Genomic DNA, 19,754 nt, shown 5'->3' with positions numbered 1-19,754 from the left:
TTTTGGTCTCAGGCAACTTTGGATACCGAACCGGTGGAGAAGGCCATGATAGCTTCCTGGCTGATTGGCTGGTCCCGCGTCGCCAAAACCTCTCCAGCGATGCGGCCCTCGCGCATGACGAGGACGCGGTCAGCAATGCCAAGGATTTCAGGCAAGTCGCTGGAGATCACGACGATGGCGATCCCGGTCTGTGCCAGTTCGTCGATGATCCGGTAGATTTCGGATTTGGCACCGACGTCGACACCACGTGTAGGCTCGTCGAAAATAATGACCTTTGGTTTGGTTTCCAACAACCGCGCGATCAGCGCCTTTTGCTGGTTGCCGCCGGAAAGCGCTCCGACGTTCACGCTTGCGCTCAGTGTGCGGATCGAAAGCGATTTTATTGCACGAGCAGCACGTTCCTTCGCAGCGGCAAAATTCAAGATGCCTCCGCGGCTAGCATCCTTGCCGATGACACCGATATTGATGTTTTCGGTTATCGTCATGTCAAGGAAAAGGCCGAGACCTTTCCGGTCTTCCGTCAGATAGACAATACCCGCATCCATTGCGTCCCGCGGACCGCCGATTGCGAGTTCAACACCTTCGAGCGTGACGGTGCCTGTGGCCTTGCGATCGGCTCCAAAGATGAGGCGTGCAAGTTCCGTGCGTCCCGAACCGACAAGGCCGGCGATGCCAAGCACTTCGCCTGCCTTCGCGTCGAATGAGCAATCATGCACGCGGCGGCCGTCACCCAAGCCCTTAACCGACAGAATGGTCTTGGCGGCTTGCTGTGGAGCGCCGTGCTCTTTCTTGTAAAACGAGGATAGGTCCCGGCCCACCATCATGGAAACGAGCTTTTCAGCCGAGAGATTCTCGCGCTCTAGCGTTCCGACATACGCGCTGTCCCGCAGGACGCTGACGCGATCGGCGAGTGCGTAGATTTCTTCCATTCGATGGCTGATATAAATGATGGCGATGCCGCGTGCCTTCAGCCCGCCGATGACTTCGAATAGCCGCTCCGTTTCCCTCGAGGTTAGGGAAGTCGTCGGCTCGTCCATGACGATGATTTTGGCGTTCGTCGTCAAAGCGCGGGCAATTTCCACCATCTGCCGCTCGCCAAGAGATAGCGTCGCGACGAGTTGAGACGGACCGAAGGAAATACCCAACTGCTTGAGGATCGGCGCAACCTTTGCGCGGGCGGCGGCTTTGTCGACGACGCCATAGCGAGAGGGCTCTGCCCCAAGAAACATATTTTGGGCAACCGTAAGATTGGGTGCGAGTGAAAGCTCCTGGTAAATGACAGAGATACCGTTGGCCTTGGCCTTGATCGGATCTCCAGCAACGATGGGCTTACCGTCCACCAGAACCGCGCCGCCAGGGTCGGCCGTATACGCGCCGGAAAGCACTTTCATCAACGTCGACTTGCCGGCGCCGTTTTCGCCCATGAGAGCGTGAACCTCACCTGGATATACTGTGAGCGAAACATTCGTCAGCGCCTTCGTGCTTGCGAAGGTCTTGCTGATGTTCCGCATCTCCAGCACAGGGCCAAGAGTTTTGGTGTCGGTTGCGCTCATGCGTGAAGCTCCTTCTTGGGCGTCGCCATATCGGGTCCTTCGATTTCCACCAAAGCGCGCCACGTGTCGGCATAAGCCTCAAGCCCGAAAAGTTGCAGCGGTTCAGCCATCTTCGTCTTGTTTGCGAACGGCTTTTTACTCATCGTTTCGAAGACCAGTGCAGCCGCACCGAACGCGCTGCCTTCGGCAGTCGCGCTGGTGAAAATGGCTTGGGAAGGCCGCAGTTGCGCGAGAAGCTCGGCATACAGACCTGTTTTTACAAGGCCGCCGTCGATAACGATCGGGTTAGTCGACCGGATCAGATCGAGTGAGAAATTGGTCATTAGTGCGACGTAGAGTAGCGCGGCGGCTGCACGTTCTTCACCGTCGATCTCAGGGCCGACAAATCGTCCCTCGCAACCTTGCATCGGGCCGCCAGGTGCAAACGATGGCAGTGCAAATACTCCCTTGGCGATAACCCGGGAGACCGCATCGATACTCACGCTCCTGTTCCAACCTCCGCTGGCAAGATCATACTCCCTGCCGCCCATGAACCTAATCGTTGGGGTAGGCTTGCCGTCTACAGTGACGTTGGCGAGCATGTCTCGATGTTCATCAAGCGCTTCTAGAGGACAAGCGGAATTGAATATGACCACCCAGGTGCCGGTCGATACCAGCGTGAAATCATCGAAGCCGATAGAGCGGTAGTAATAAAGGGCGGAGTTGCTGTCGTGGACGCCATTGTGGACCACTATTGAGCCGGCAGAGTCGCCTCCTTCAAGAGCGTCCCATTCGCCGAGCGCCGTCCCTGCCCGCTCGAAAACCGGCATTTTTTCTCGCCAGCCTCGACTATCGACCAGACTGCTGAAGTCGTCCTTCAGCGGTGCCCACAGGTGGGAATGGCATCCGACGTAGGAAACTTCGGAGACCATCTTGCCGGAAAACTTCCAGGACCAGAATTGCGGATAAGGCAGGATAGCTTCTACGCGCTGGAAGTCGTCCGGGTTCCTAGCCTCCAACCAAAGCATATGTCGTCCGTAATTGAACCCAAGCGGCAACCGAGGAGAGTAGGTTTCGTTAAATGTTGGGACTAGCATGTCAATGCGACCTGCAAGCGGCTGTGGAGGTTCTTGCTCATAGTCGAGGATGGGGTGAACGAGACGACCCTGTTCCACGAGTGCAAATGTGCACCCGTGGCCCGAGAACATGACGTGCCCGACGCCATGGTCTTCAATCGCCTTCGATAGCGTTATCTTCATCCAGCTGAAAAGAGCATCGTCATCGAGCACGCGAAGGCCTGCATGCTCGATCCAAAGGGGTTTTGTGCGATCTTCCGACAGCACTGACCCATCCTCCCCGAAAATAAAGAGCTTGGAGTTCGTTTTGCCAAGATCGAATACCGCAACTGATCTCGAAGCCGTCATCACTGTCCTCCGAGAGTGGCGATCATGATCGTGACGCCGGCATCTTCAAGCATCTTCGCTCCGGCGTCGGAAAGTCCATCATCGATAACGATCGTACCAATCCTTGAAAGGGGGAGGACGATGTTGCGTGGCTGGATCGAAAGCTTCCTACTGTCGGCCAAAAGCACGATCTCGTCGGCGCAGCTGCTGAGCTCGCCGATGGCCTTGGTCAGGAGGGGATGCGATTCCAGAAGACCTTCGCTGCCAATGCCTTGCGTACCGAGAAAGAACCGGGAGGCAAAGAAGTCAGGCGCTCCAGCCGACGCGTCATGGACAATGCCAGGTTCGCGGTACAGCACTCCGCCCGCCAGTGTCAGATTGCAGGTGCCGTGCTCGCCAAGGTAGGCCGCGAGCGGCATTGAATTGGTATAGAGCCGGACATTTCGGCGCGCCAACTGCAAGCCGAGTTGATAGCAAGTCGATCCCGCATGGACGATGATCGAGTCGCCGTCACGAACGAGGCTCGCAGCCTTCTCCGCAATCGCCCGCTTGGCATCGACTGCGATGTCCCGGTTCTCATCGTAGGGCCGCGCCGACAACCGTGCCGAAGCTGACGATTCATTCGCCGATATCCCACCATAAACTTTTCGAGCGACGCCGGTCTCATCCAGCTTGTCGATGTCACGGCGGATCGTCGCCGGAGAAACGCCAAGGCGCTCCTGCAAATCTCGGACAGACGCAAACGGCCTCTCGCGAAGTAGCTCCGTGATCAGACGATGTCGATCGGAATCGTTCAATTCAATCCTCCGTGACGCTTCTCCCTCAGCGTCAATGAGGAACAATAATCACAGCATCGCTTACATCGCAATACCGAAGCTTACATTTCTTCACGGTTGACGACATTCAATCATATAAATAGGATCACGAAAAAGTTTGCTCAAAAAAGCAGATGCCGGAGCGAGCATGTTTCAACTTGGGAGGAAAGAGACGTGTCAAAAACCGACTTGAGGGGTACAGCGCCTTTCAAATCCTTCCTTCGCTTGTCGCGCGAGATTGGAAATGACATCCTCAAAACCCAAGGCGCGGGCGGGAACACGTCCATCAAGCAGGACGGCGTTATGTGGGTGAAGGCCTCCGGCACGTGGCTCTCCAAAGCCGAAGATCAAGACATAATGGTTCCCGTCGTCGTCGATCCGCTGTTGAGAGCCTTGCGCGATAGCGATCCGCGCGCGGAGAAATCCACCGATTTCATCGTTTCCGAGCTGAACTCCACCGGTTTACGACCATCGATTGAAACGAGTTTCCACGCTGCACTCGGCAGTCCGGTGGTCGCGCACTATCACTGCGTGAACGCGATAGCACTTTCTGTTCTAGAGGATCGCGAAGAAGAACTGAGTGCACGAATGAGCCTTCTCACGGACCTCAAATGGGGCATGATACCCTACCGGCGTCCGGGGACGCCGCTCGCACGCGAAATCGAGAAAGCCGCAGCGTCGAAGCCCGATGTTCTCATCCTTTTCAATCATGGCATAATCGTTTGCGGCGACTCGGTTGAAGACGTGGCGGCGAGAATCAAGAGGGTGACGGATGCTCTGACGTCTGAGCCACGTCAATCTGGTGGGTTGGATATCGAAGCGCTGACGACGATGGCGCAAGGATCGAACTTTCACCCTGCTCAAGACATTAGAAGTCACTCGATCGCTCTGTCGGAGACCAACCGATCGGCCGCGCTTGGCGGCTCCCTCTATCCTGATCACGTGATATTTCTCGGCACCGAAATTGGTGTGCTCGAAGACGGGAAAAGCGCGACGGACTATGAGGCCGCGTTGACACGAGAAGGACGCGATATTCCCAAAATGCTCCTGGTTCCCGGTAAGGGCGTCCTGCTCTCCAGTGCCCTTACCGCCGGTGGTGAAGTCATGGCCCGGTGCCTTGCCGAAGTCGTCAGCCGAATTCCGGAGGGCAAAGCCGTGGCCTATCTTTCCAAGAGCGACGAGCATGAGCTCACTCATTGGGAGGCCGAGCAGTATCGCCAAGCACTCGACCGCGACTCCGTGAGGCAGCCTGCGTGACCAAAAAATCGAGCCAGGCCGTTGCACTCGGCATCGACATCGGCACTTCGGGCGCCCGCGCCTGTGCCATCGACGGAGACGGCAATCAAGTCGCGTTCGCTTCATCACCCTTCAGATCGCCAGACGAACTTCGTCAACCAGAGGCATGGTGGATCCGGGTGCAGGAGGCGTTACAAGCCGTAGCCCAGAAGGTGGATTTCACCTCTCTAAAAGGTGTGGCCGTCGATGGCACCTCCGGGACCGTGCTGGCCCTCGACGCTTCGAACGAGCCCAACGGATCAGTGCTCATGTACAATGAGCCCTGCCCCGACATTGCGGTGGTTGAGCGGATCGCTGCAAACGCACCATCAGGGGCAACCGCGACCGGTGCGAATTCCGGTCTTGCACGCGCCGTCCACCTTTCGAAAGCTCCGGCTGTCGCAACCGTGGTGCACCAAGCCGACTGGATTTTGATGAAGCTCGGGTGCCCCGGGAGGATCAGCGACGAAAACAACGCTCTCAAGACGGGTTATGATCTGAACCGAGGCTTGTGGCCGGCTTGGCTTGAGGCCGCTGACATGGATATATCTAAACTTCCGACAGTTTATCGCGCAGGCGAGCCAATCGCATCGGTCGGAGGCTATCTTCACCAGCTTGGACTTCCGCAATCCGCCACATTCCACGCAGGAACGACGGACGGGTGCGCTTCATTTCTAGCCACGGGTGCGTCTAGTGTTGGCGATGCGGTGACCGCACTTGGATCTACGATCGTACTCAAACTCGCGTCTGACAAACCCATCAATGCCCCACAATACGGCATCTATTCCCATCGTGTTGGCGAGTTCTGGCTGGTTGGCGGCGCTTCGAATAGCGGCGGCAATGTCTTGCGCGCTCTGATCGGAGACGAACGCCTGGACGAGCTGACACGCACGATCGATCCTGAACGACGGTTGGGTCTGAATTTTTATCCGCTTCTGCGGCCCGGTGAGCGATTTCCGGTCAACGACCCGCACTACTTGCCGCGCCTCAGTCCTCGACCAGCCGACGAAGGTATGTTTTTTCAGGCTCTCCTGGAGGGGATGACGGAGATCGAGCGGCTCGGTTACGAACGGCTGCGCGAACTCGGTTCTCCTATTTTGGCAAGCCTCAGAACTGTTGGCGGCGGGGCGAAAAATCCGGCTTGGACAAGAATGAGGGAAAAAGCGCTGGGCATCGATATAGTGCCAGCCAAGTCAGTCGAAGCCGCGACAGGTACCGCCGCGATGGTTCTATCCCACCTGGACGACGAAAATGCGTGAACCGCTACCGATCACCCTGGAACAGCTATCGGACCGATACGATGTCTTTTTTGTCGACCAGTTCGGAGTACTGAGAGACGACACCGGTCCCTACGAAGGAGCTATCGAGGCGTTGTCTCGATTGGCTACCACAGGCAAGATGATAGTCATCCTTTCTAATTCGGGAAGAAACGGCGAATACAACTCCGAACGCCTGGTCAAGCTAGGTTTTGCTGCGGACAGCTTCGACTTTTTTGTAACCTCGGGCGATGTCGCTTACGAGGTGCTTTCCTCCCCCGGATCGACGATTGTTCGCGGTTCGCCCTGCCTCACGATTTCAAGCGGTGGAGATCGAAATCTTGCCGACCGTCTTGGCCTCGTCTCCACCGAACACGCATTGGATGCTCAGCTCATCATAATTTCGGGCAGCGAGTCTGAGCGCGTCGCGATGGATGACTACCGCGAAATGCTGCGCCCCGCTGCCGAGAAACACATTCCCTGCGTTTGTACCAATCCCGACATCCACAAGCTCCACAATGGAGCTACCCTCGCAGGAGCAGGGAGCATAGCCCGGCTTTACGAGGCATTGGGCGGAACGGTGACGTGGTTTGGCAAGCCACATCCCGAGATCTACGAGCATGCTGTACGCATCGCCGGCATTAACGATCGACGCCGCGTTGTCTGCGTTGGTGACAGCATCGAGCACGACATCCTCGGCGCGAAAACGTCCGGCTTTGATTCCGCGCTTGTCCGTACCGGAATACTCGCGGAGAACACTGACGAGCAACTGGCGCATTTGTTCAATTCGGTTCGCGCGGAAGCAACCTATATAATGCCGGCTTTTAGGAACCTTGGGACATAGTCGGCAGCTAAGCGCTAATCAGGAGGTGCGAGCGCCTGTCCTGAGCAAAATGTCAGGCGGTTGATGGATCGGCAATTCCATACACCCTTACCGGCGACGCGAGGCCCCTAAGGGAATGCGACCCAAGCTCCACAAATGTTTCGTTCAGGCTAGCTGAATGCACGAAATCGGAAGATAGAAGGACGGGCCGCTGGAGCAATTTCGTAAGCTCCTCTAACCGGGAGGCGACATTGACTGCAGGACCAATCGCTGTGAAATCCAGCCGCTTTCGAGAACCGATGTTCCCATACATGACATCGCCAACGTGAACGCCGATTCCATACCTTAGTGGCGTTTTCCCCCTACCTGCTAGCTTGAGGTTTAAGTCGTCCATGCGCCTGCGACCGTCTTCGATGGATTGCAGGAGGTCTGCGCAGGCGTTCGGATTATCCAGTGGAAAGATAGCAAGGAGTCCGTCGCCCATGAATTTCAAGATTTCGCCGCCTCTGGCTTCTATGGGTTCGCATAAGGCATCGAAATAGCCATTGAGAATTTCGATAACGTCATCGCGCGGCCAAAGATCGGATAGCGCCGTGAAATCGCGGAGGTCGCAAATCATGATCGCGGCGCTCACGGTCTTGCCGCTGCCGCGCGTCGTGGCACCCGCAAGAATTTCGGCGCTCGCATGTGGGCCCACGTAAGTCTCCAACAAGGTGCGAGCCATAGCGTTTTTCATCCGGATTTCGCTGACCAAGGCGAGCGCGGGTAACAGATCCCGCAGGTAGTTCACCTCGTGTTCAGAGAACCCGCCAACTTGCCTGGTCGCGAAAGTTATGACATGGCGTTTGCCCAATGTGTGATCGATCGGCCAAGCGACATAGTCGGTGAACCCTTCTCGACGAAGCTCATCGAAGAGTTGAAACTGGCCCATGCCATCGTCATGCCGGTCGAGGCGTTGCCGAACTTCAGATGCTCCATTGTAAATTTCCGTGGCCGGTCTACGAAGGAACATCTCGGTAGTATCAACGTCGTAGTCGAACGTGTCGATATGGGCGTTTTGTACACCCGGCAGCCACAGGATCCTCGCACCTTGCCACTGCGGGTGCTGGATCCTGAGGTGAAGCGAAGACCTAGCGACCGGAACACCGCCAGCAACCAGACGCTCGCACAAATCGACGAGAAGATTGTCAAGAAATCGCTGGGAATAGGTCTCGTTTACGAGCCAGTCGAGAACCGCACGACGCTCTAAGGGCCATTTTCCGTCGGTCGTGCCTGGAGGGAAATGCGAAATATTGTACACCGAAATTCTCCTAAGACCACATTCTAGGCGCGTCACTTGATCGGGGAAAGAAAATTATGCCGGGTGTTTTGCTTCCGATCCTTTGCATGCCAGCGTTGGCGCACGACTTTCGATCGGCAGCGCGCAGCTGCTAAGTTCGATACCGGATCGAGGATGGGGGCGCTGCATTGTTCGTTTGTCGGCGACACGAGCGAAGAAGCGCCGATTTCAACTGACGCGTGGATCTCATGCTGCCGCGCGTCAATAAATCCAGGAAAATAGCGCCGGTGGAGGAGGCGCTAAAAGTGATGCTCGGAATTGAGCATAGGAGTGGACAGGAGGACGAAGACGGACCTGCGTCAAAAACCAATAGGTTGGTCTCGGCTCCTGGGCGCCGGCAGCGGTACCGGCTCCCTCGCTTACCGGTGGAGCGGCCGTACCTTGCGTACGGGCCAGCAGCTGCTCTTGCCGTCGTTACACGAGACCGACGCCCCAGCATTTCGGCGTGAATCAATTTCCTAAGAAGATTCCATAAGCCATTGAAAAATGATTCGTTTTGAGTCGGAACGAATCACGCTCGCACGTCTTTGAGTCGCGTATTAGTGATTCGGAGTATGGCTTATGGCATCGGGACATAGAGCGCAGTGGAAGGGCTTTCTCAAGTTCGGCGAAGTAAGCTGTGGCGTCGCCCTTTATACCGCGGCCAGCACGTCAGAGCGCATCACCTTCAATTCCATCAACAAGGTTACGGGCAACCGGGTCAACCGCGTCTTCATCGACAGCGAGACCGAAGAACGTGTCGAGCGGGAAGACCAGACTAAGGGGTTCGAGATTGAAAACGGCCAGTACATCGTCATAGACCCGGAGGAAGTTGCCGCAACGATCCCCGAGAGCAACAAGACGCTGGATGTTCAAGCCTTCATCCCGAGTTCGGAAGTCGATGATATCTATTTCGACAAGCCCTACTATCTGACGCCGGACAAGATGGGCGCTGACGCCTTCGCGGCCCTCAGAGACGGGATGAGGAAGTCGAAAGTCGCCGCTATCGCGAGGGCCGTGCTGTTTCGGCGGATGCGAACCGTCCTCATCCGGCCGCAAGGCAACGGTCTAGTGGCAACCACGCTGAACTACGACTACGAGGTCCGATCTTCCAGGAAGGCATTCGAGGATATGCCGAAGCTGAAGATCGAGGGCGAGATGCTCGCGCTCGCCAAGCACATTATCGGCACAAAGCGGGGCGAGTTCGATCCGGCGTCATTCGAAGACCGCTACGAGGCGGCGCTTGCCGAGTTGGTGAAGGCAAAGATCGAAGGAAAGGCGCTGCCGAAGCGCAAGAGCGTCGAGGTTTCCAAGCCGAGCGACCTGCTTGCCGCCCTTCGCGAGAGTGCGGGGTTAATGAAAACCGCCTCTCAAAAACCGAAACGCACTGCGGCCAATGCCAATGCTGGCACTGGCAGGCAGCGCGCCGCGCGCGGAGCAGCCGAGAAGGCCGCCTCCTCCAAGGCTGTTCCGCAGCGCAAAGCAAGTTAGGAGCTAAAAAATGGCACTCCGCCCCTACTGGAAAGGGTATTTGAAGCTCTCGCTGGTCACTTGCCCGGTGAACATGAGCCCGGCGACCTCGGAGTCGGAAAAGGTGCGATTCCACACGCTAAACAGGCTCACCGGAAACAGGGTAGTTTCGCAATATATCGACTCCGTCACTGGCAAGCCGGTCAAGGACGGGAACGATGCCAAAGGATACGCTCGAGGTGAAAATGACTACGTCATACTCACCGACGAAGACCTTGACGCGGTTGCACTCGAGACCGTCAAGACGATCGACATAGAAAAGTTCGTTCCCGCGGACAGTATTGCTTCCGTCTACCTCGAGAAGCCGCACTACCTTATGCCGGACAATTCGGTGGGCAACGAGGCTTTCGCCGTCATCCGCGACGCAATGAAAGCCGACAAGGTCGTCGGAATATCGAAGCTCGTTATCGGGCGGCGTGAGCGGGCCGTGATCCTCGAGCCCCGGGAAGAAGGCATCGTCCTTTGGTCGTTGCGGTTCGGCGATGAAGTTCGCCCGGAAGAATCCTACTTTGAGGACATCGACAACGAGGCCGATCCCGACTTGATCCCACTTGTGCAGCAACTCATCAAGAAGAAATCCGCGCATTGGTCACCTGACATGGCCAGCGACCCCATACAGGATAGCCTTCTCAAGCTTATTGCCAAGAAGAAGAAAGCGATGAAGCCTTCCAACAAGACGGCAAGGGGCAAGCCGGATGCTTCGGCCAAGTCCAACGTCGTCAACATCATGGATGCACTTCGCAAATCAGTTGCGGCAGAATTGAAGTCAGGAAAGGCAAGGTGAGCGATGGACGGCATCCTTGTGACGTCAATCAAGGAGATCGCCGTTGCCCTGCCCGGCAACGAGCATTTTGCGACCGCATCCACGATTTCAGGACTTTTGGGCATTCTGACTTCTGAGAAATGGCCGCGTCGAGTCAACGACATGTCATGGCGGCACGCATTCGCCGCCGGCTTGCGATCGCTACAAGGCGAGCTTGAGCCGGCGCAGGCCCGGAAGGCCTTCGTCGCTGCCGCTCGCGATGCACACCTCAAAGTCCTGCCTGACGACGAACAGCTAATCAGAAATCGGAGGGGTGCGAAGAGGAGACGTTCGTCGGTTAGCTGGAGGCATCCTGAGGTAGGATAGGCAAGGCGGACAATTCTCGCCGTGATGAAAGGCGAACGAAAGGTATCTGACGGCCTTTCAGGCGGCAGACACCGAGGAGCGCGATCGCGAGCTGGCCAAGGAACCGCAACGCCGTTTCCGCCTCTTCCACCAAAATCATGTGTCCGACGCCCTTCACCACCTTCAAGGTCACATCAAACCCGGCCGCTTCCAGCTGGCGCGCGGCCGATGTCGAGGCGGTGGGTGGAATTGTTCGGTCCGCTGAGCCAGTAAGAGCACTGAGGTTCCGTGTTCGGAACGACCCAGATGGCGCGAGTGGCAAGGGTCCGGCGAAGCTCACCAAAGCGCCGATCTTCCACCGGCCAGACGCTACCGCATCGAGCGAAGGCGCCAGCGTTGAAGAGAACTCTTTGCCGCTGCGCTGGCCGAACTAGCACCCCACCCGGCTCAACGATCTTGACCCCGATGAGGAGAGCCGCGAGTTCGTAGAAATAGCGATTTTGGGAATCCCTCCAAGGCAAACTTTGAAGCGTTTTATAAGAAATCATAGGAAGGCCGACGACGCCAGCGCCCGAGCTTACGTTGATGTAGAGGCTTGAACGGTTTTCGCGAAAATGTGGAAGGGTCTCGCGAACAACGTCCATGACCCCGAACAAGTTGACGTCGAACTGCTCCTTCGCCCATCAATGCACGATCGTGATTACTCCCACGCCGACCTCTTCCGCGGCTTTGATGAGCGCCCGCCTCGCGAGTTCAGGGGCAACCTCACCGAGCTTAGCGTCTAGACACGCCTTGATCGCGATGACGTAGTCTTCACCGTCCTCGTCAGGCCATAGGTTAAGCAGCACTGTGGCCATGTCGTCGAGCGTCCTGATCTTGTACGCCTCGCGATCCTCCAGCACCAACATCAGCGTCGAAAACTCTTGCGAGCTGTACCGGTTCATGACACTTGCGCTCCATCACCTTTACCGAATGGAAACCGTGCAAGAACCGTTCCCGTTTGGATCGACGCTGGACGAGATCGGTTTTGTGCCGGCGGCGAAACGGTGGTCATTCGCTCCCGCCGCAGTTCGAGCCATCGCAACCGGCCCCCGAAATCCTCCCCATTTGACAGCGAGTGTTGCCACTGCGCTATAGTCGATACGGTGACGGAAAGCTGGGGGAATGACATGGCGACGACCGATTGGCCGAGAGAGCCGTTGACTGCGGAAACGATGCTGGTACTGGATCGCATCCTGTCCGATTGGTGCGCGGAGCGTTCTTGTGACAAGGGCAGCGACGAAGGTCAGGTCACAGCGAAGATGCTGGTCGACTGGTTCGAATTCGGCATCCACGATGAGCGGGAGTTGGCGCGGCTTGTTCGTGATACCGCGATGCTGGACCTCAAGACGCCTGAGCGGCCTTGACGATGAGGGGCTTTTCCCTTTCCTTCATTGCCGATCGCGATCACAACGCTGGCGGGACTTCCCGCACAAGCGCAATCGTCTCAACTCCATACCATGCTGGATAGGATCGCGGGCACTCTGGACGTGTCGAGCATACTATATATGAAGGAAGGCAAGCTGTCGGGTTGCCAGCTCGTGTTCGATGCCATGATCCGCGACTACTCCTATCGACAGGACCGCTTTATCAAAGTTTCCGGAGGTGTCGGCTTCATGCACAACGGCAGCCCCGAACCGCCGCTGAGATAGATCGTGAAGGTGGTCGTCACCGAGGTAGCGCAGGTGAATGGGGAAACTGGCAGCCGACCGCTTCGGCGGCGCGGCCGCCAAGGAGGCATTTCGGAGCGGCAACCCGCTTCCTACGGCCCTTAAGAAATATCCTGAGGCCCATATCCGGATGAGAGACGAGTTCAGCAAGCTGATGGCCTCAGGCATGTCAACATTCGACGTGCGAAAACGGGTAGATGCCACGTTGGGCGTCGAGTTTCGAAGGAACCAATTTGAGCAATCGCGCAAACGCCTCTGCGGACCTTTGTAAGCGGCGCGCTACCTTAGAGGCTCTAGCCCCTGTTTTTTGCCATTCTAAAGGCTGCCTGTCCTGATCTACGTCGCGGACTGAGTAGATGGCAGCATCGAGGACACTGGCATGTCTGCGATGTGAGCGCTTGCGATGCGCGGCTTTTACGGTACCGATGCCCGTTTTCGGGCTGAGAAGGATTAAGCTTCGGGCTCTACGCCATTTCTGGGTCGATCCCTGATATCAGGATCGGGGTAACACAAATAGTTAGAGGTTTTCCCCGATTTTGCCACCCTCACCTTCACGCACCCTGGAGACTGAATGACCCTCGCACGCATTTTAACAGTTGACGACTCTGCTAGCATTCGCCTTACGATCAATGTCACACTTTCCAACGCAGGCTACTCCGTCGTCGAGGCCGGCGACGGCGCTGAAGGTCTAGCCGCAGCGCAACAGGACGTCTTCGACCTGATCATCACCGATCTAAACATGCCCGGCATGGACGGCTTGCAGATGATCGAAGCAATCCGGAAACAGCCAATCGGAGCGGGCGTCCCGATAATCTTCCTGTCGACGGAATCCGATGGCGATGTGAAGGCACAGGCCAAGGCGGCCGGAGCGACGGGGTGGTTGACAAAGCCTTTTGATCCCGAAACCCTGATCAAGATCGTGCGCAAGGTTATCGGTCGTTAGCGGCTAGCCGATTTCATCAAGTACGGAGTTAGCGTGCGACGCGTTCAGGTTTCAGGCCGGGCCAGAACTGCTATGATCTCGCCGATCATCGCTTCGTTGCCTTTGCCATCCGGATGGTAACACCACGCGGTTGCTCGACCGGATGCGGCACGGCGGGAGAACGCTACGAAGGGTTCGTTCGCTGGGATGAAAGCTCCTACGTAGCATCCAACAGGTCTTCCGGGCGCGTCGCCAGGAGTGAGACCTGATGTGGCCAGACCGTGAAAGATTTTTGCTGATGTCTGAGACTGCCGCGAGCAGCTTTCGATTGATACTGGCCACCCAGCGACAAATTAGTCCGCCCCTCACTTCTGCTCTCGTTGAAGTCGGTACTTCCCATCATCGGTCACGAAGCCGTCGGCAACTGGCATCCAGCCGTGAGACGATTCTTCTCCTGCGGAGAAGGACAGATAAATCTCGGAAATCTGCCAAAAGGTAATTTGGTCTTTCGGACAGTGGCGCTGCAATCTTGAGAGAGTTCAAGGGCGTTGGCATCGTCATAAGCGATCAGTGCGCCTCCCGCCAAGCGTTCCGGGAACTGCAGCACTCACTGTGTGGTCATAATGAACCTCTTCAACGCATACATGATGGAGTGGCTAAAACGAAGTTTCGAGATAAGCACGGTGTCAGGTGAACTTTGGGCTACTGGATTTTGTTGTGGAATAGCCAGCGTCGAGCGTCCGTTTTTGATCGGCCACGCGCCTCACATGGACTTCCCCGGCGTCTGACCGGATAGCAACTGTGAGGCGGGGCCAGAGTCTAGGACTTGGGCAAGTCCGCCGTATTGATCCTAAATCAGTTTTTCTGCCCTGATCCTGCCCGACGTGATCGATTTGTGATATGAGATCGGCGAAGGGATTGTGATCGGAAGTTTCGTCCGTAGTACGAGTAAGGCCGTCGATGAAGTGTTCGTCGCCGGTATGGAGATCGAAACTCGTGCGTGCGGTGATATCGCGCTGAATCATGTTTTTCGCTTTTAGTGATTTGGCCACGAAACGCATCAACCCGAGATAGGTTCTAGTTGTGGGCGTTTCCCTCATGTACCGTCAATTTCCCAAGAATCCCCGGCGTTGCCAATAGGGTTGCTGCAGGGTCTGTACGGTCAGCCCGGGAGTTCCCCGCTCCGCTGGACTTTCGCTAATCCGATTTCGAGGACGGCGTCCATATCGCGCCTGAGATCGCCGTTAGACGCTTGGTAGCGCGCTATCGACGGCCTGGCCATCATAGCCAAATACTGCGGGCTCTCGACTGCATCGTCTGTTACAGCGTTGATACCGGCAACCCAAGCTGCTCGGAATAGATCGGCGTCGAGTTGTTCGCGGGGCATTGGCTTTCCTGTTTGGACGTTAATCGTCTAGGCACTGATAGGTTCCTCCAGCACCGAATTGCGTATCCCGAAAATTGCCCTGACGGCCGTTGACGACTGAATCTCGCGTGCCTAAAAGGCCAGCGTTGCGCTTCGCTGAGAAGGCGACCACGGGGAGGTTCGGTTTTACGAGGAGACCGAACCTCTGCCGACCTTAGGCCGCCGGCCCACGGTTGCCGACCATCTCGGAACAGTGTCCAAGATAGCAGCGAAGGCCCTATCCAGAATGCTGGGCTAGCAGACACCCGCGCATGCTGGGCGAAGCGGTGGCGATGAAGGCACGCCGTTTACCAGCGCGCCTTCACCATTGTCAGAAATCGCCAAACTTCAGTGCGCGGTCGAGACTGAACGCTTGGCAGTCAAAAGGCTCAGAACGACGGCGATCAGGATATTGGCGGCAAGAGCGAGCAGGCCCGTGTACATCGTAAAGCTGACGTCCCCGATCGCGACCAAGTGGAGAGGCTTCCACCCCGCGTCCCAAACCAGATAAGTCCCCCCGAAGAACCCGACAAACCAACCTGCAAGCAAGGCCGGGGCACGGAACCAGTTCGTGTAAAGGCCGAAGACCAGCGCCGGGAGCGTCTGTAGTATCCAGATGCCACCGAGGAGCTGCAGGTCGAGAGCGAACTGCGTCGGCAGGAAGAGGATGACAAGCAGAGCGCCGATCTTGACGACCAACGAGGTAATCTTGGCGACCTTCGCCTCCCCCGCATCGCTGACATGGGGGTTGACGTAGGCCTTCCAGAAATTGCGGGTGAAGAGGTTGGCCGCCCCGATACTCATGACAGCCGCCGGTACAAGCGCGCCGATGGCGATTGCCGCAAAGGCGAAACCGGAGAACCATCCCGAAAAGAGGGTTTTGAACAGAGCCGGGACGACGTCGTTGGCGCTGTCAAGCTTGAGGCCGGCTGCGTGTCCCATATAGCCGAGCAGGGCCAAGAGTCCGAGCAGCAGGGTATAGGCGGGCAGCAGCACGGCGTTCTTTCGGATCGTATTGCCACTGTTGGAGGCGAAGATGCCGGTCAGCGTGTGGGGATACATGAAGGCCGCGAGCGCCGAACCGAGCGCCAGCGTCGCGTAGGCGACATACTGGTTGCCACCGAGCAGCAAATTGCCGGAACCCTTTGCCTGGAGGGCAGCGTCCGCCGAAGCGAAAACATTGGCATAGCCTCCGAGCTTCGAGGGGATGAGCGCCACGGCCGCGATCACCACGATATAGATCATGATGTCCTTGACGAAAGCAATCAACGCCGGAGCGCGCAGGCCTGCAGAATATGTGTAGAGCGCCAGCACAATGAATGCGATCGCTAGCGGAAGCTCGCCGTGAAGGCCAAGCCCCTTGAGGACGGCGGTCATGCCGACCAGCTGCAGAGCGATGTATGGCATCGTCGCGATAACGCCGGTTGCGGCGACCGCAAGCTCGAGGCCTCGCGAACCATACTGGCCGTGCACGACGTCACCTGCGGTCACATAGCCGAAGTCCTTGGCACGCTTCCAGAGAACCGGCATGACCATGAAGACGAAGGGGTAGACGATGATCGTGTAAGGCAGTGCGAAGAAGCCATAAGCACCGACCGTGTAAACGAGCGCCGGCACGGCGATCACGGTGTAGGCCGTGTAGAAGTCGCCACCGACCAGGAACCAGGTGATCCAGGTGCCGAACGAGCGGCCGCCAAGGCCCCATTCGTCGATATGGGCAAGCGTTTCCGGCTTGCGCCAACGGGCTGCGACGAAGCCCATGACAGTGACCAGAATGAAGAAAAAGATGAAGACGGCCAGCGCCGTGGTGTCGATCTCAGTCGTCATGGCGCACGCTCCGATAGGCGATCCAGATGAGGAAAGCGGTGATCGGCACCCACGCGAGCTGGTACCAGTAGAAGAACGGAAAGCCGAAGAGCGACGGCTCACTGAAATTGTAGAAGGGCACCCATAGAAGCCCAATATACGGAATTACCAGCAGCCAGAGCGCTGCTTTACTGGTGGGTTTCGTGTCCACGTCATCGATCCTCTCGAAAACCGGCCCAAAATCAGCTTTGGCCGGAGAGGCACCGATCGTCAGCGTATCGGCCTATGGCCGCACGCAACGCGAGTTCCTCCCCAGGCACAGGTCCTCCCCCATGCGCATGTCATGGGCTAGCCCTTGGAGCGGTCAGATCGCAAGAGGCCGATCTGCCATTCTGCCCGGCGTCTACCCACTACTGGGTAGCGTAACCAGGCGCTCGGGATGTTCTAGGACGAAACGAACCAATTCTGCCGTGGACGAGACACCGAGTTTACGCTTGAGGTTTTTCCGATGTGTCTCGACGGTGGCCTCGGAAATCCCGAGCAGCCCTGAAATGTCCCGGTTGCTTTTGCCGCTTGCGATAAGAGTGGCGACCTCGTGTTCTCGTTGAGTGATCGTTTCCGGCTGCGCCTCTCTCCCCTGACTAAGCAAGGTTTCGCGAATAGCAGGCGAGAAGTAGGTCTCGCCACGGGCAACGGCTTCTATCGCCTCTACGATCTCTGCCGTTGGGACGTCCTTGAGGACGTAACCGGAGGCTCCGCGGAGGATCGACGACGAGATGTACTCGCGGGTGTCGTGCATCGACAGCATCACGACATGGGCAGCATGGTGGCGAGCCTTCACCATTGAGATGGCGTCAATCCCGCTAATCGTGGGCATGTTGATGTCCAGCAGAACAACGGTCGGCCGTTTCTCGGCAACCAGGGGCAAGGCCGTCTCAACGTCGAACGCCACGCCAACCACCTCGATCCCGGAGTAAGTGTTCAGCACTCCGCGAAGACCCTCGGCGACGACGGGGTGGTTGTCGATCAGGATAACCGATATTGGCCCAGTCACGCTGCTGCCCCGCTGTCAGCGACCGGCTGGCTGGCGGATCTAGGCAACATAAGAAGCAGGCGCGTCCCATTTGCGTCTCCGTCGATCAACAGAACGCCGCCGAAGTGCCCTATCCGCTCGCGCATGTTTTCCATCCCAAGCCCCCTTGCCTGTGGGGCTCGACTGAAATCGACGCCGCGTCCATCGTCGGAAATATGCATGCGGGTCCGTCCACGCTCGTTCCACAAGCGGAGCGACACACGGCTTGCGCCGGCGTGTCGCTCGACGTTGCTCAACGCTTCCTGGGTCACCCTGAACAGTGCCGTGCGGGCATCGGGAACAAGATCATCGACAAAGCCGTCCGCATCCAGCGAGATCGCGACGCCCGAACGAGCAGAAAACTTCTCGGAAAGGTTCTTGATCGCGGCAACGAGGCCGATGTCATCAAGGGCGCGAGGCCGAAGGTCGTGGGATATGTTTCTGATCTCACGGATCGTGGTATTAAGCGTCGAGATCGTTTCCTCGATCGCGCGGTTCAGCTCGGGCGAAACGTCGCCAGCCCGCCTGCCTGCCAGTTCCATCGCGTAACGGACGCCCAGCAATTCCTGAGAAATGCCATCATGCAGCTCGCGGGCGAGCCTCGACCTCTCCCTTTCCTGGGTCTCGATCACCCGTTGCGTCAGCTGCTTTTGCACCGCGTTTGCAAGCTTTCGCTGGTCGAAAGTCACGAAAATGCAGGTGGCGAAGACGATGAACACAGCAGGCAACGCGAACAATGCAACAAGGACGAAACTTTGCCGGGTTCGATCCTGGATCGCCACGTTGGCAGCTCTGGCCTGTGCTGCCACGTCGTCCAGGTAAGCTCCCGTTCCGAGTATCCAATTCCACTTGGGCAGAGCGACCACATACGAAATCTTGTCGGACAGCGCGCCCGTCGATGGTTGTTGCCATTTGTATCGATGATAACCGCCACCGCCCCGCGCTGTCTTAATCAGTTCGCTGATGACCCGATCCCCATCGGGATCGACGAGGCTCATCCAGTTCTTGCCGTTTCTAAAGAGCTGTCGGGGATGGACGACGCTGTTGCCATCGAAGTCATACACAAAGAAATAGCCGTCCTTGCCGTAGTCGAGAGACATGAGTATTTCCGATACGCGTGCCTTGGCTTCAACGTCGTCCGGTGCCGCAGTGGAATAGATCGAGTTGATCGAGGACAGGGCAACGTTTGTCAGGTTTGCGATCTCAGCTTGCTTTGAGCTCAGCATGCTTTGTTGAAACGCTTCGATGTTCGATTTTGCAAGGCGTGTGGACTGCCAAGTCAGGAACATCGTAACGGCGATCGTCACGACTATCAGCGGGGCAACGGCCAACGTCATCAGCTTCTGTCTAAAGGTCATCTCGCCTCCCGCGGGTCGACTGATGTTACCTCAGGGGCTGAAATCAGGCGAGTAGGATGCCAACCCCTTTTTGCGTCAAGCAGCGACTGAACGTCCGCCGACCTTGTCTGCTCTTTTTACGAATGATCGACACTTGGAAGATATCGTCCGCTGGCGCGATAGGTAGTGCGTTCCCGTTTCTCTATCCAAGGTTCAGCATGGCATCCCGTCTGGTTTCCTTGTCCGCTGCGATCGTTGTCCTGACCCTTCAAGTGGCTGCAAACCCTTTTGGCCACGATCTTGCCCACCCACAGACGACAGCGAGCATTGGGTCGTGCTGAAACTACCATCTTTGTTGTCCGATATGTCGCACGACCGCGAAAAACTGTTCGGCTGCCCGAACAAGCAATCATTCGAACTTCGAAGGAATTTGCGCCCGATCC

At 57.2% G+C, this 19,754-nt stretch carries 18 protein-coding genes; 9 read left to right on the top strand and 9 right to left on the bottom strand.

Annotated elements, in window-relative coordinates; translation table 11 throughout:
* Window positions 1–8: 8 nt before the first annotated feature.
* The 3 genes from J2X43_RS17200 to J2X43_RS17190 are packed head-to-tail and all read right to left on the bottom strand — an operon-like array spanning window position 9 to window position 3,732.
* Window positions 9–1,553: a sugar ABC transporter ATP-binding protein gene (locus J2X43_RS17200; protein WP_310295648.1), complete on the bottom strand. Its 1,545-nt coding sequence runs from the start codon at window positions 1,551–1,553 to the stop codon at window positions 9–11.
* Window positions 1,550–2,956, bottom strand: coding sequence for a carbohydrate kinase (locus J2X43_RS17195; RefSeq protein ID WP_310295646.1), 1,407 nt, complete (start codon window positions 2,954–2,956; stop codon window positions 1,550–1,552). Before J2X43_RS17195 ends, J2X43_RS17200 begins: the two co-directional genes overlap by 4 nt.
* A complete protein-coding gene (locus tag J2X43_RS17190; protein ID WP_112389163.1) occupies window positions 2,956–3,732 on the bottom strand; it encodes a DeoR/GlpR family DNA-binding transcription regulator in 777 nt (258 codons plus the stop codon). The genes J2X43_RS17195 and J2X43_RS17190 overlap by 1 nt, the downstream gene beginning before the upstream one ends.
* A 192-nt stretch (window positions 3,733–3,924) precedes the next feature.
* Here J2X43_RS17190 and J2X43_RS17185 point away from each other — a divergent pair, with 192 nt between their 5' ends.
* From J2X43_RS17185 to J2X43_RS17175, 3 genes are read left to right on the top strand one after another with little or no spacing between them, the layout of a single operon-like run.
* Window positions 3,925–5,007, top strand: a complete 1,083-nt coding sequence (locus tag J2X43_RS17185; protein ID WP_310295644.1) for a class II aldolase/adducin family protein — start codon at window positions 3,925–3,927, stop codon at window positions 5,005–5,007.
* Complete coding sequence (locus tag J2X43_RS17180; RefSeq protein WP_310295641.1) at window positions 5,004–6,284, top strand: FGGY-family carbohydrate kinase; 1,281 nt, start codon at window positions 5,004–5,006, stop codon at window positions 6,282–6,284. Before J2X43_RS17185 ends, J2X43_RS17180 begins: the two co-directional genes overlap by 4 nt.
* Window positions 6,277–7,125: a TIGR01459 family HAD-type hydrolase gene (locus J2X43_RS17175; protein WP_310295639.1), complete on the top strand. Its 849-nt coding sequence runs from the start codon at window positions 6,277–6,279 to the stop codon at window positions 7,123–7,125. The genes J2X43_RS17180 and J2X43_RS17175 overlap by 8 nt, the downstream gene beginning before the upstream one ends.
* A gap of 52 nt (window positions 7,126–7,177) precedes the next feature.
* Here the strand turns inward: J2X43_RS17175 and J2X43_RS17170 are convergent, their stop codons facing one another.
* On the bottom strand, window positions 7,178–8,404 hold the full coding sequence (locus J2X43_RS17170) for an adenylate/guanylate cyclase domain-containing protein (RefSeq protein ID WP_310295637.1): 1,227 nt from the start codon (window positions 8,402–8,404) through the stop codon (window positions 7,178–7,180).
* Window positions 8,405–9,004: 600 nt separating this feature from the next.
* Here J2X43_RS17170 and J2X43_RS17165 point away from each other — a divergent pair.
* From J2X43_RS17165 to J2X43_RS31125, 3 genes are read left to right on the top strand one after another with little or no spacing between them, the layout of a single operon-like run.
* Entirely contained in the window at window positions 9,005–9,913 is a 909-nt protein-coding gene (locus tag J2X43_RS17165; RefSeq protein ID WP_310295634.1) for a Ku protein, read from the top strand.
* A gap of 10 nt (window positions 9,914–9,923) precedes the next feature.
* Window positions 9,924–10,736 carry a Ku protein gene (locus J2X43_RS17160; RefSeq protein WP_310295632.1) on the top strand — a complete coding sequence of 271 codons (813 nt, stop codon included), beginning with the start codon at window positions 9,924–9,926 and terminating at the stop codon, window positions 10,734–10,736.
* A gap of 3 nt (window positions 10,737–10,739) precedes the next feature.
* Complete coding sequence (locus tag J2X43_RS31125; protein WP_405049603.1) at window positions 10,740–11,081, top strand: DUF982 domain-containing protein; 342 nt, start codon at window positions 10,740–10,742, stop codon at window positions 11,079–11,081.
* A gap of 662 nt (window positions 11,082–11,743) precedes the next feature.
* Here the strand turns inward: J2X43_RS31125 and J2X43_RS17155 are convergent.
* Entirely contained in the window at window positions 11,744–12,004 is a 261-nt protein-coding gene (locus J2X43_RS17155) for a DUF982 domain-containing protein (RefSeq protein WP_112389171.1), read from the bottom strand.
* A gap of 225 nt (window positions 12,005–12,229) precedes the next feature.
* Between J2X43_RS17155 and J2X43_RS17150 the strand changes: the two genes are divergently transcribed.
* The 3 genes from J2X43_RS17150 (at window position 12,230) to J2X43_RS17140 (ending at window position 13,712) form a co-directional block, all read left to right on the top strand.
* Window positions 12,230–12,466, top strand: a complete 237-nt coding sequence (locus J2X43_RS17150; RefSeq protein WP_112444268.1) for a hypothetical protein — start codon at window positions 12,230–12,232, stop codon at window positions 12,464–12,466.
* Window positions 12,467–12,607: 141 nt separating this feature from the next.
* Window positions 12,608–12,751: a hypothetical protein gene (locus J2X43_RS17145; RefSeq protein ID WP_310295630.1), complete on the top strand. Its 144-nt coding sequence runs from the start codon at window positions 12,608–12,610 to the stop codon at window positions 12,749–12,751.
* 589 nt (window positions 12,752–13,340) lie between these two features.
* On the top strand, window positions 13,341–13,712 hold the full coding sequence (locus J2X43_RS17140) for a response regulator (RefSeq protein ID WP_310295627.1): 372 nt from the start codon (window positions 13,341–13,343) through the stop codon (window positions 13,710–13,712).
* A gap of 1,732 nt (window positions 13,713–15,444) precedes the next feature.
* Here the strand turns inward: J2X43_RS17140 and mctP are convergent.
* From mctP to J2X43_RS17120, 4 genes are all read right to left on the bottom strand, one after another.
* Complete coding sequence (gene mctP, locus J2X43_RS17135) at window positions 15,445–16,923, bottom strand: monocarboxylate uptake permease MctP (RefSeq protein ID WP_310295626.1); 1,479 nt, start codon at window positions 16,921–16,923, stop codon at window positions 15,445–15,447.
* Window positions 16,913–17,113, bottom strand: coding sequence for a DUF3311 domain-containing protein (locus J2X43_RS17130; protein WP_112444283.1), 201 nt, complete (start codon window positions 17,111–17,113; stop codon window positions 16,913–16,915). The genes mctP and J2X43_RS17130 overlap by 11 nt, the downstream gene beginning before the upstream one ends.
* A 192-nt stretch (window positions 17,114–17,305) precedes the next feature.
* A complete protein-coding gene (locus J2X43_RS17125; RefSeq protein WP_310295623.1) occupies window positions 17,306–17,956 on the bottom strand; it encodes a response regulator transcription factor in 651 nt (216 codons plus the stop codon).
* Complete coding sequence (locus J2X43_RS17120; RefSeq protein ID WP_310295621.1) at window positions 17,953–19,332, bottom strand: cache domain-containing protein; 1,380 nt, start codon at window positions 19,330–19,332, stop codon at window positions 17,953–17,955. Before J2X43_RS17120 ends, J2X43_RS17125 begins: the two co-directional genes overlap by 4 nt.
* Between the last annotated feature and the right edge of the window lie 422 nt (window positions 19,333–19,754).

The sequence above is a fragment of the Rhizobium sp. BE258 genome (assembly GCF_031457345.1).
Classification (GTDB): domain Bacteria; phylum Pseudomonadota; class Alphaproteobacteria; order Rhizobiales; family Rhizobiaceae; genus Rhizobium.
This window is presented reverse-complemented; position numbering and strand designations above follow the sequence as displayed.

What these genes read in the sequence shown, in the direction of transcription:
- J2X43_RS17155 (WP_112389171.1), bottom strand. Translation starts at nt 12,004, where the DNA reads ATGAACCGGTACAGCTCGCAAGAGTTTTCGACGCTGATGTTGGTGCTG.
- J2X43_RS17150 (WP_112444268.1), top strand. Translation starts at nt 12,230, where the DNA reads ATGGCGACGACCGATTGGCCGAGAGAGCCGTTGACTGCGGAAACGATG.
- J2X43_RS17175 (WP_310295639.1), top strand. Translation starts at nt 6,277, where the DNA reads ATGCGTGAACCGCTACCGATCACCCTGGAACAGCTATCGGACCGATAC.
- J2X43_RS17195 (WP_310295646.1), bottom strand. Translation starts at nt 2,956, where the DNA reads ATGACGGCTTCGAGATCAGTTGCGGTATTCGATCTTGGCAAAACGAAC.
- J2X43_RS31125 (WP_405049603.1), top strand. Translation starts at nt 10,740, where the DNA reads ATGGACGGCATCCTTGTGACGTCAATCAAGGAGATCGCCGTTGCCCTG.
- J2X43_RS17145 (WP_310295630.1), top strand. Translation starts at nt 12,608, where the DNA reads ATGAAGGAAGGCAAGCTGTCGGGTTGCCAGCTCGTGTTCGATGCCATG.
- J2X43_RS17200 (WP_310295648.1), bottom strand. Translation starts at nt 1,553, where the DNA reads ATGAGCGCAACCGACACCAAAACTCTTGGCCCTGTGCTGGAGATGCGG.
- J2X43_RS17140 (WP_310295627.1), top strand. Translation starts at nt 13,341, where the DNA reads ATGACCCTCGCACGCATTTTAACAGTTGACGACTCTGCTAGCATTCGC.
- J2X43_RS17120 (WP_310295621.1), bottom strand. Translation starts at nt 19,332, where the DNA reads ATGACCTTTAGACAGAAGCTGATGACGTTGGCCGTTGCCCCGCTGATA.
- J2X43_RS17160 (WP_310295632.1), top strand. Translation starts at nt 9,924, where the DNA reads ATGGCACTCCGCCCCTACTGGAAAGGGTATTTGAAGCTCTCGCTGGTC.
- J2X43_RS17165 (WP_310295634.1), top strand. Translation starts at nt 9,005, where the DNA reads ATGGCATCGGGACATAGAGCGCAGTGGAAGGGCTTTCTCAAGTTCGGC.
- mctP (WP_310295626.1), bottom strand. Translation starts at nt 16,923, where the DNA reads ATGACGACTGAGATCGACACCACGGCGCTGGCCGTCTTCATCTTTTTC.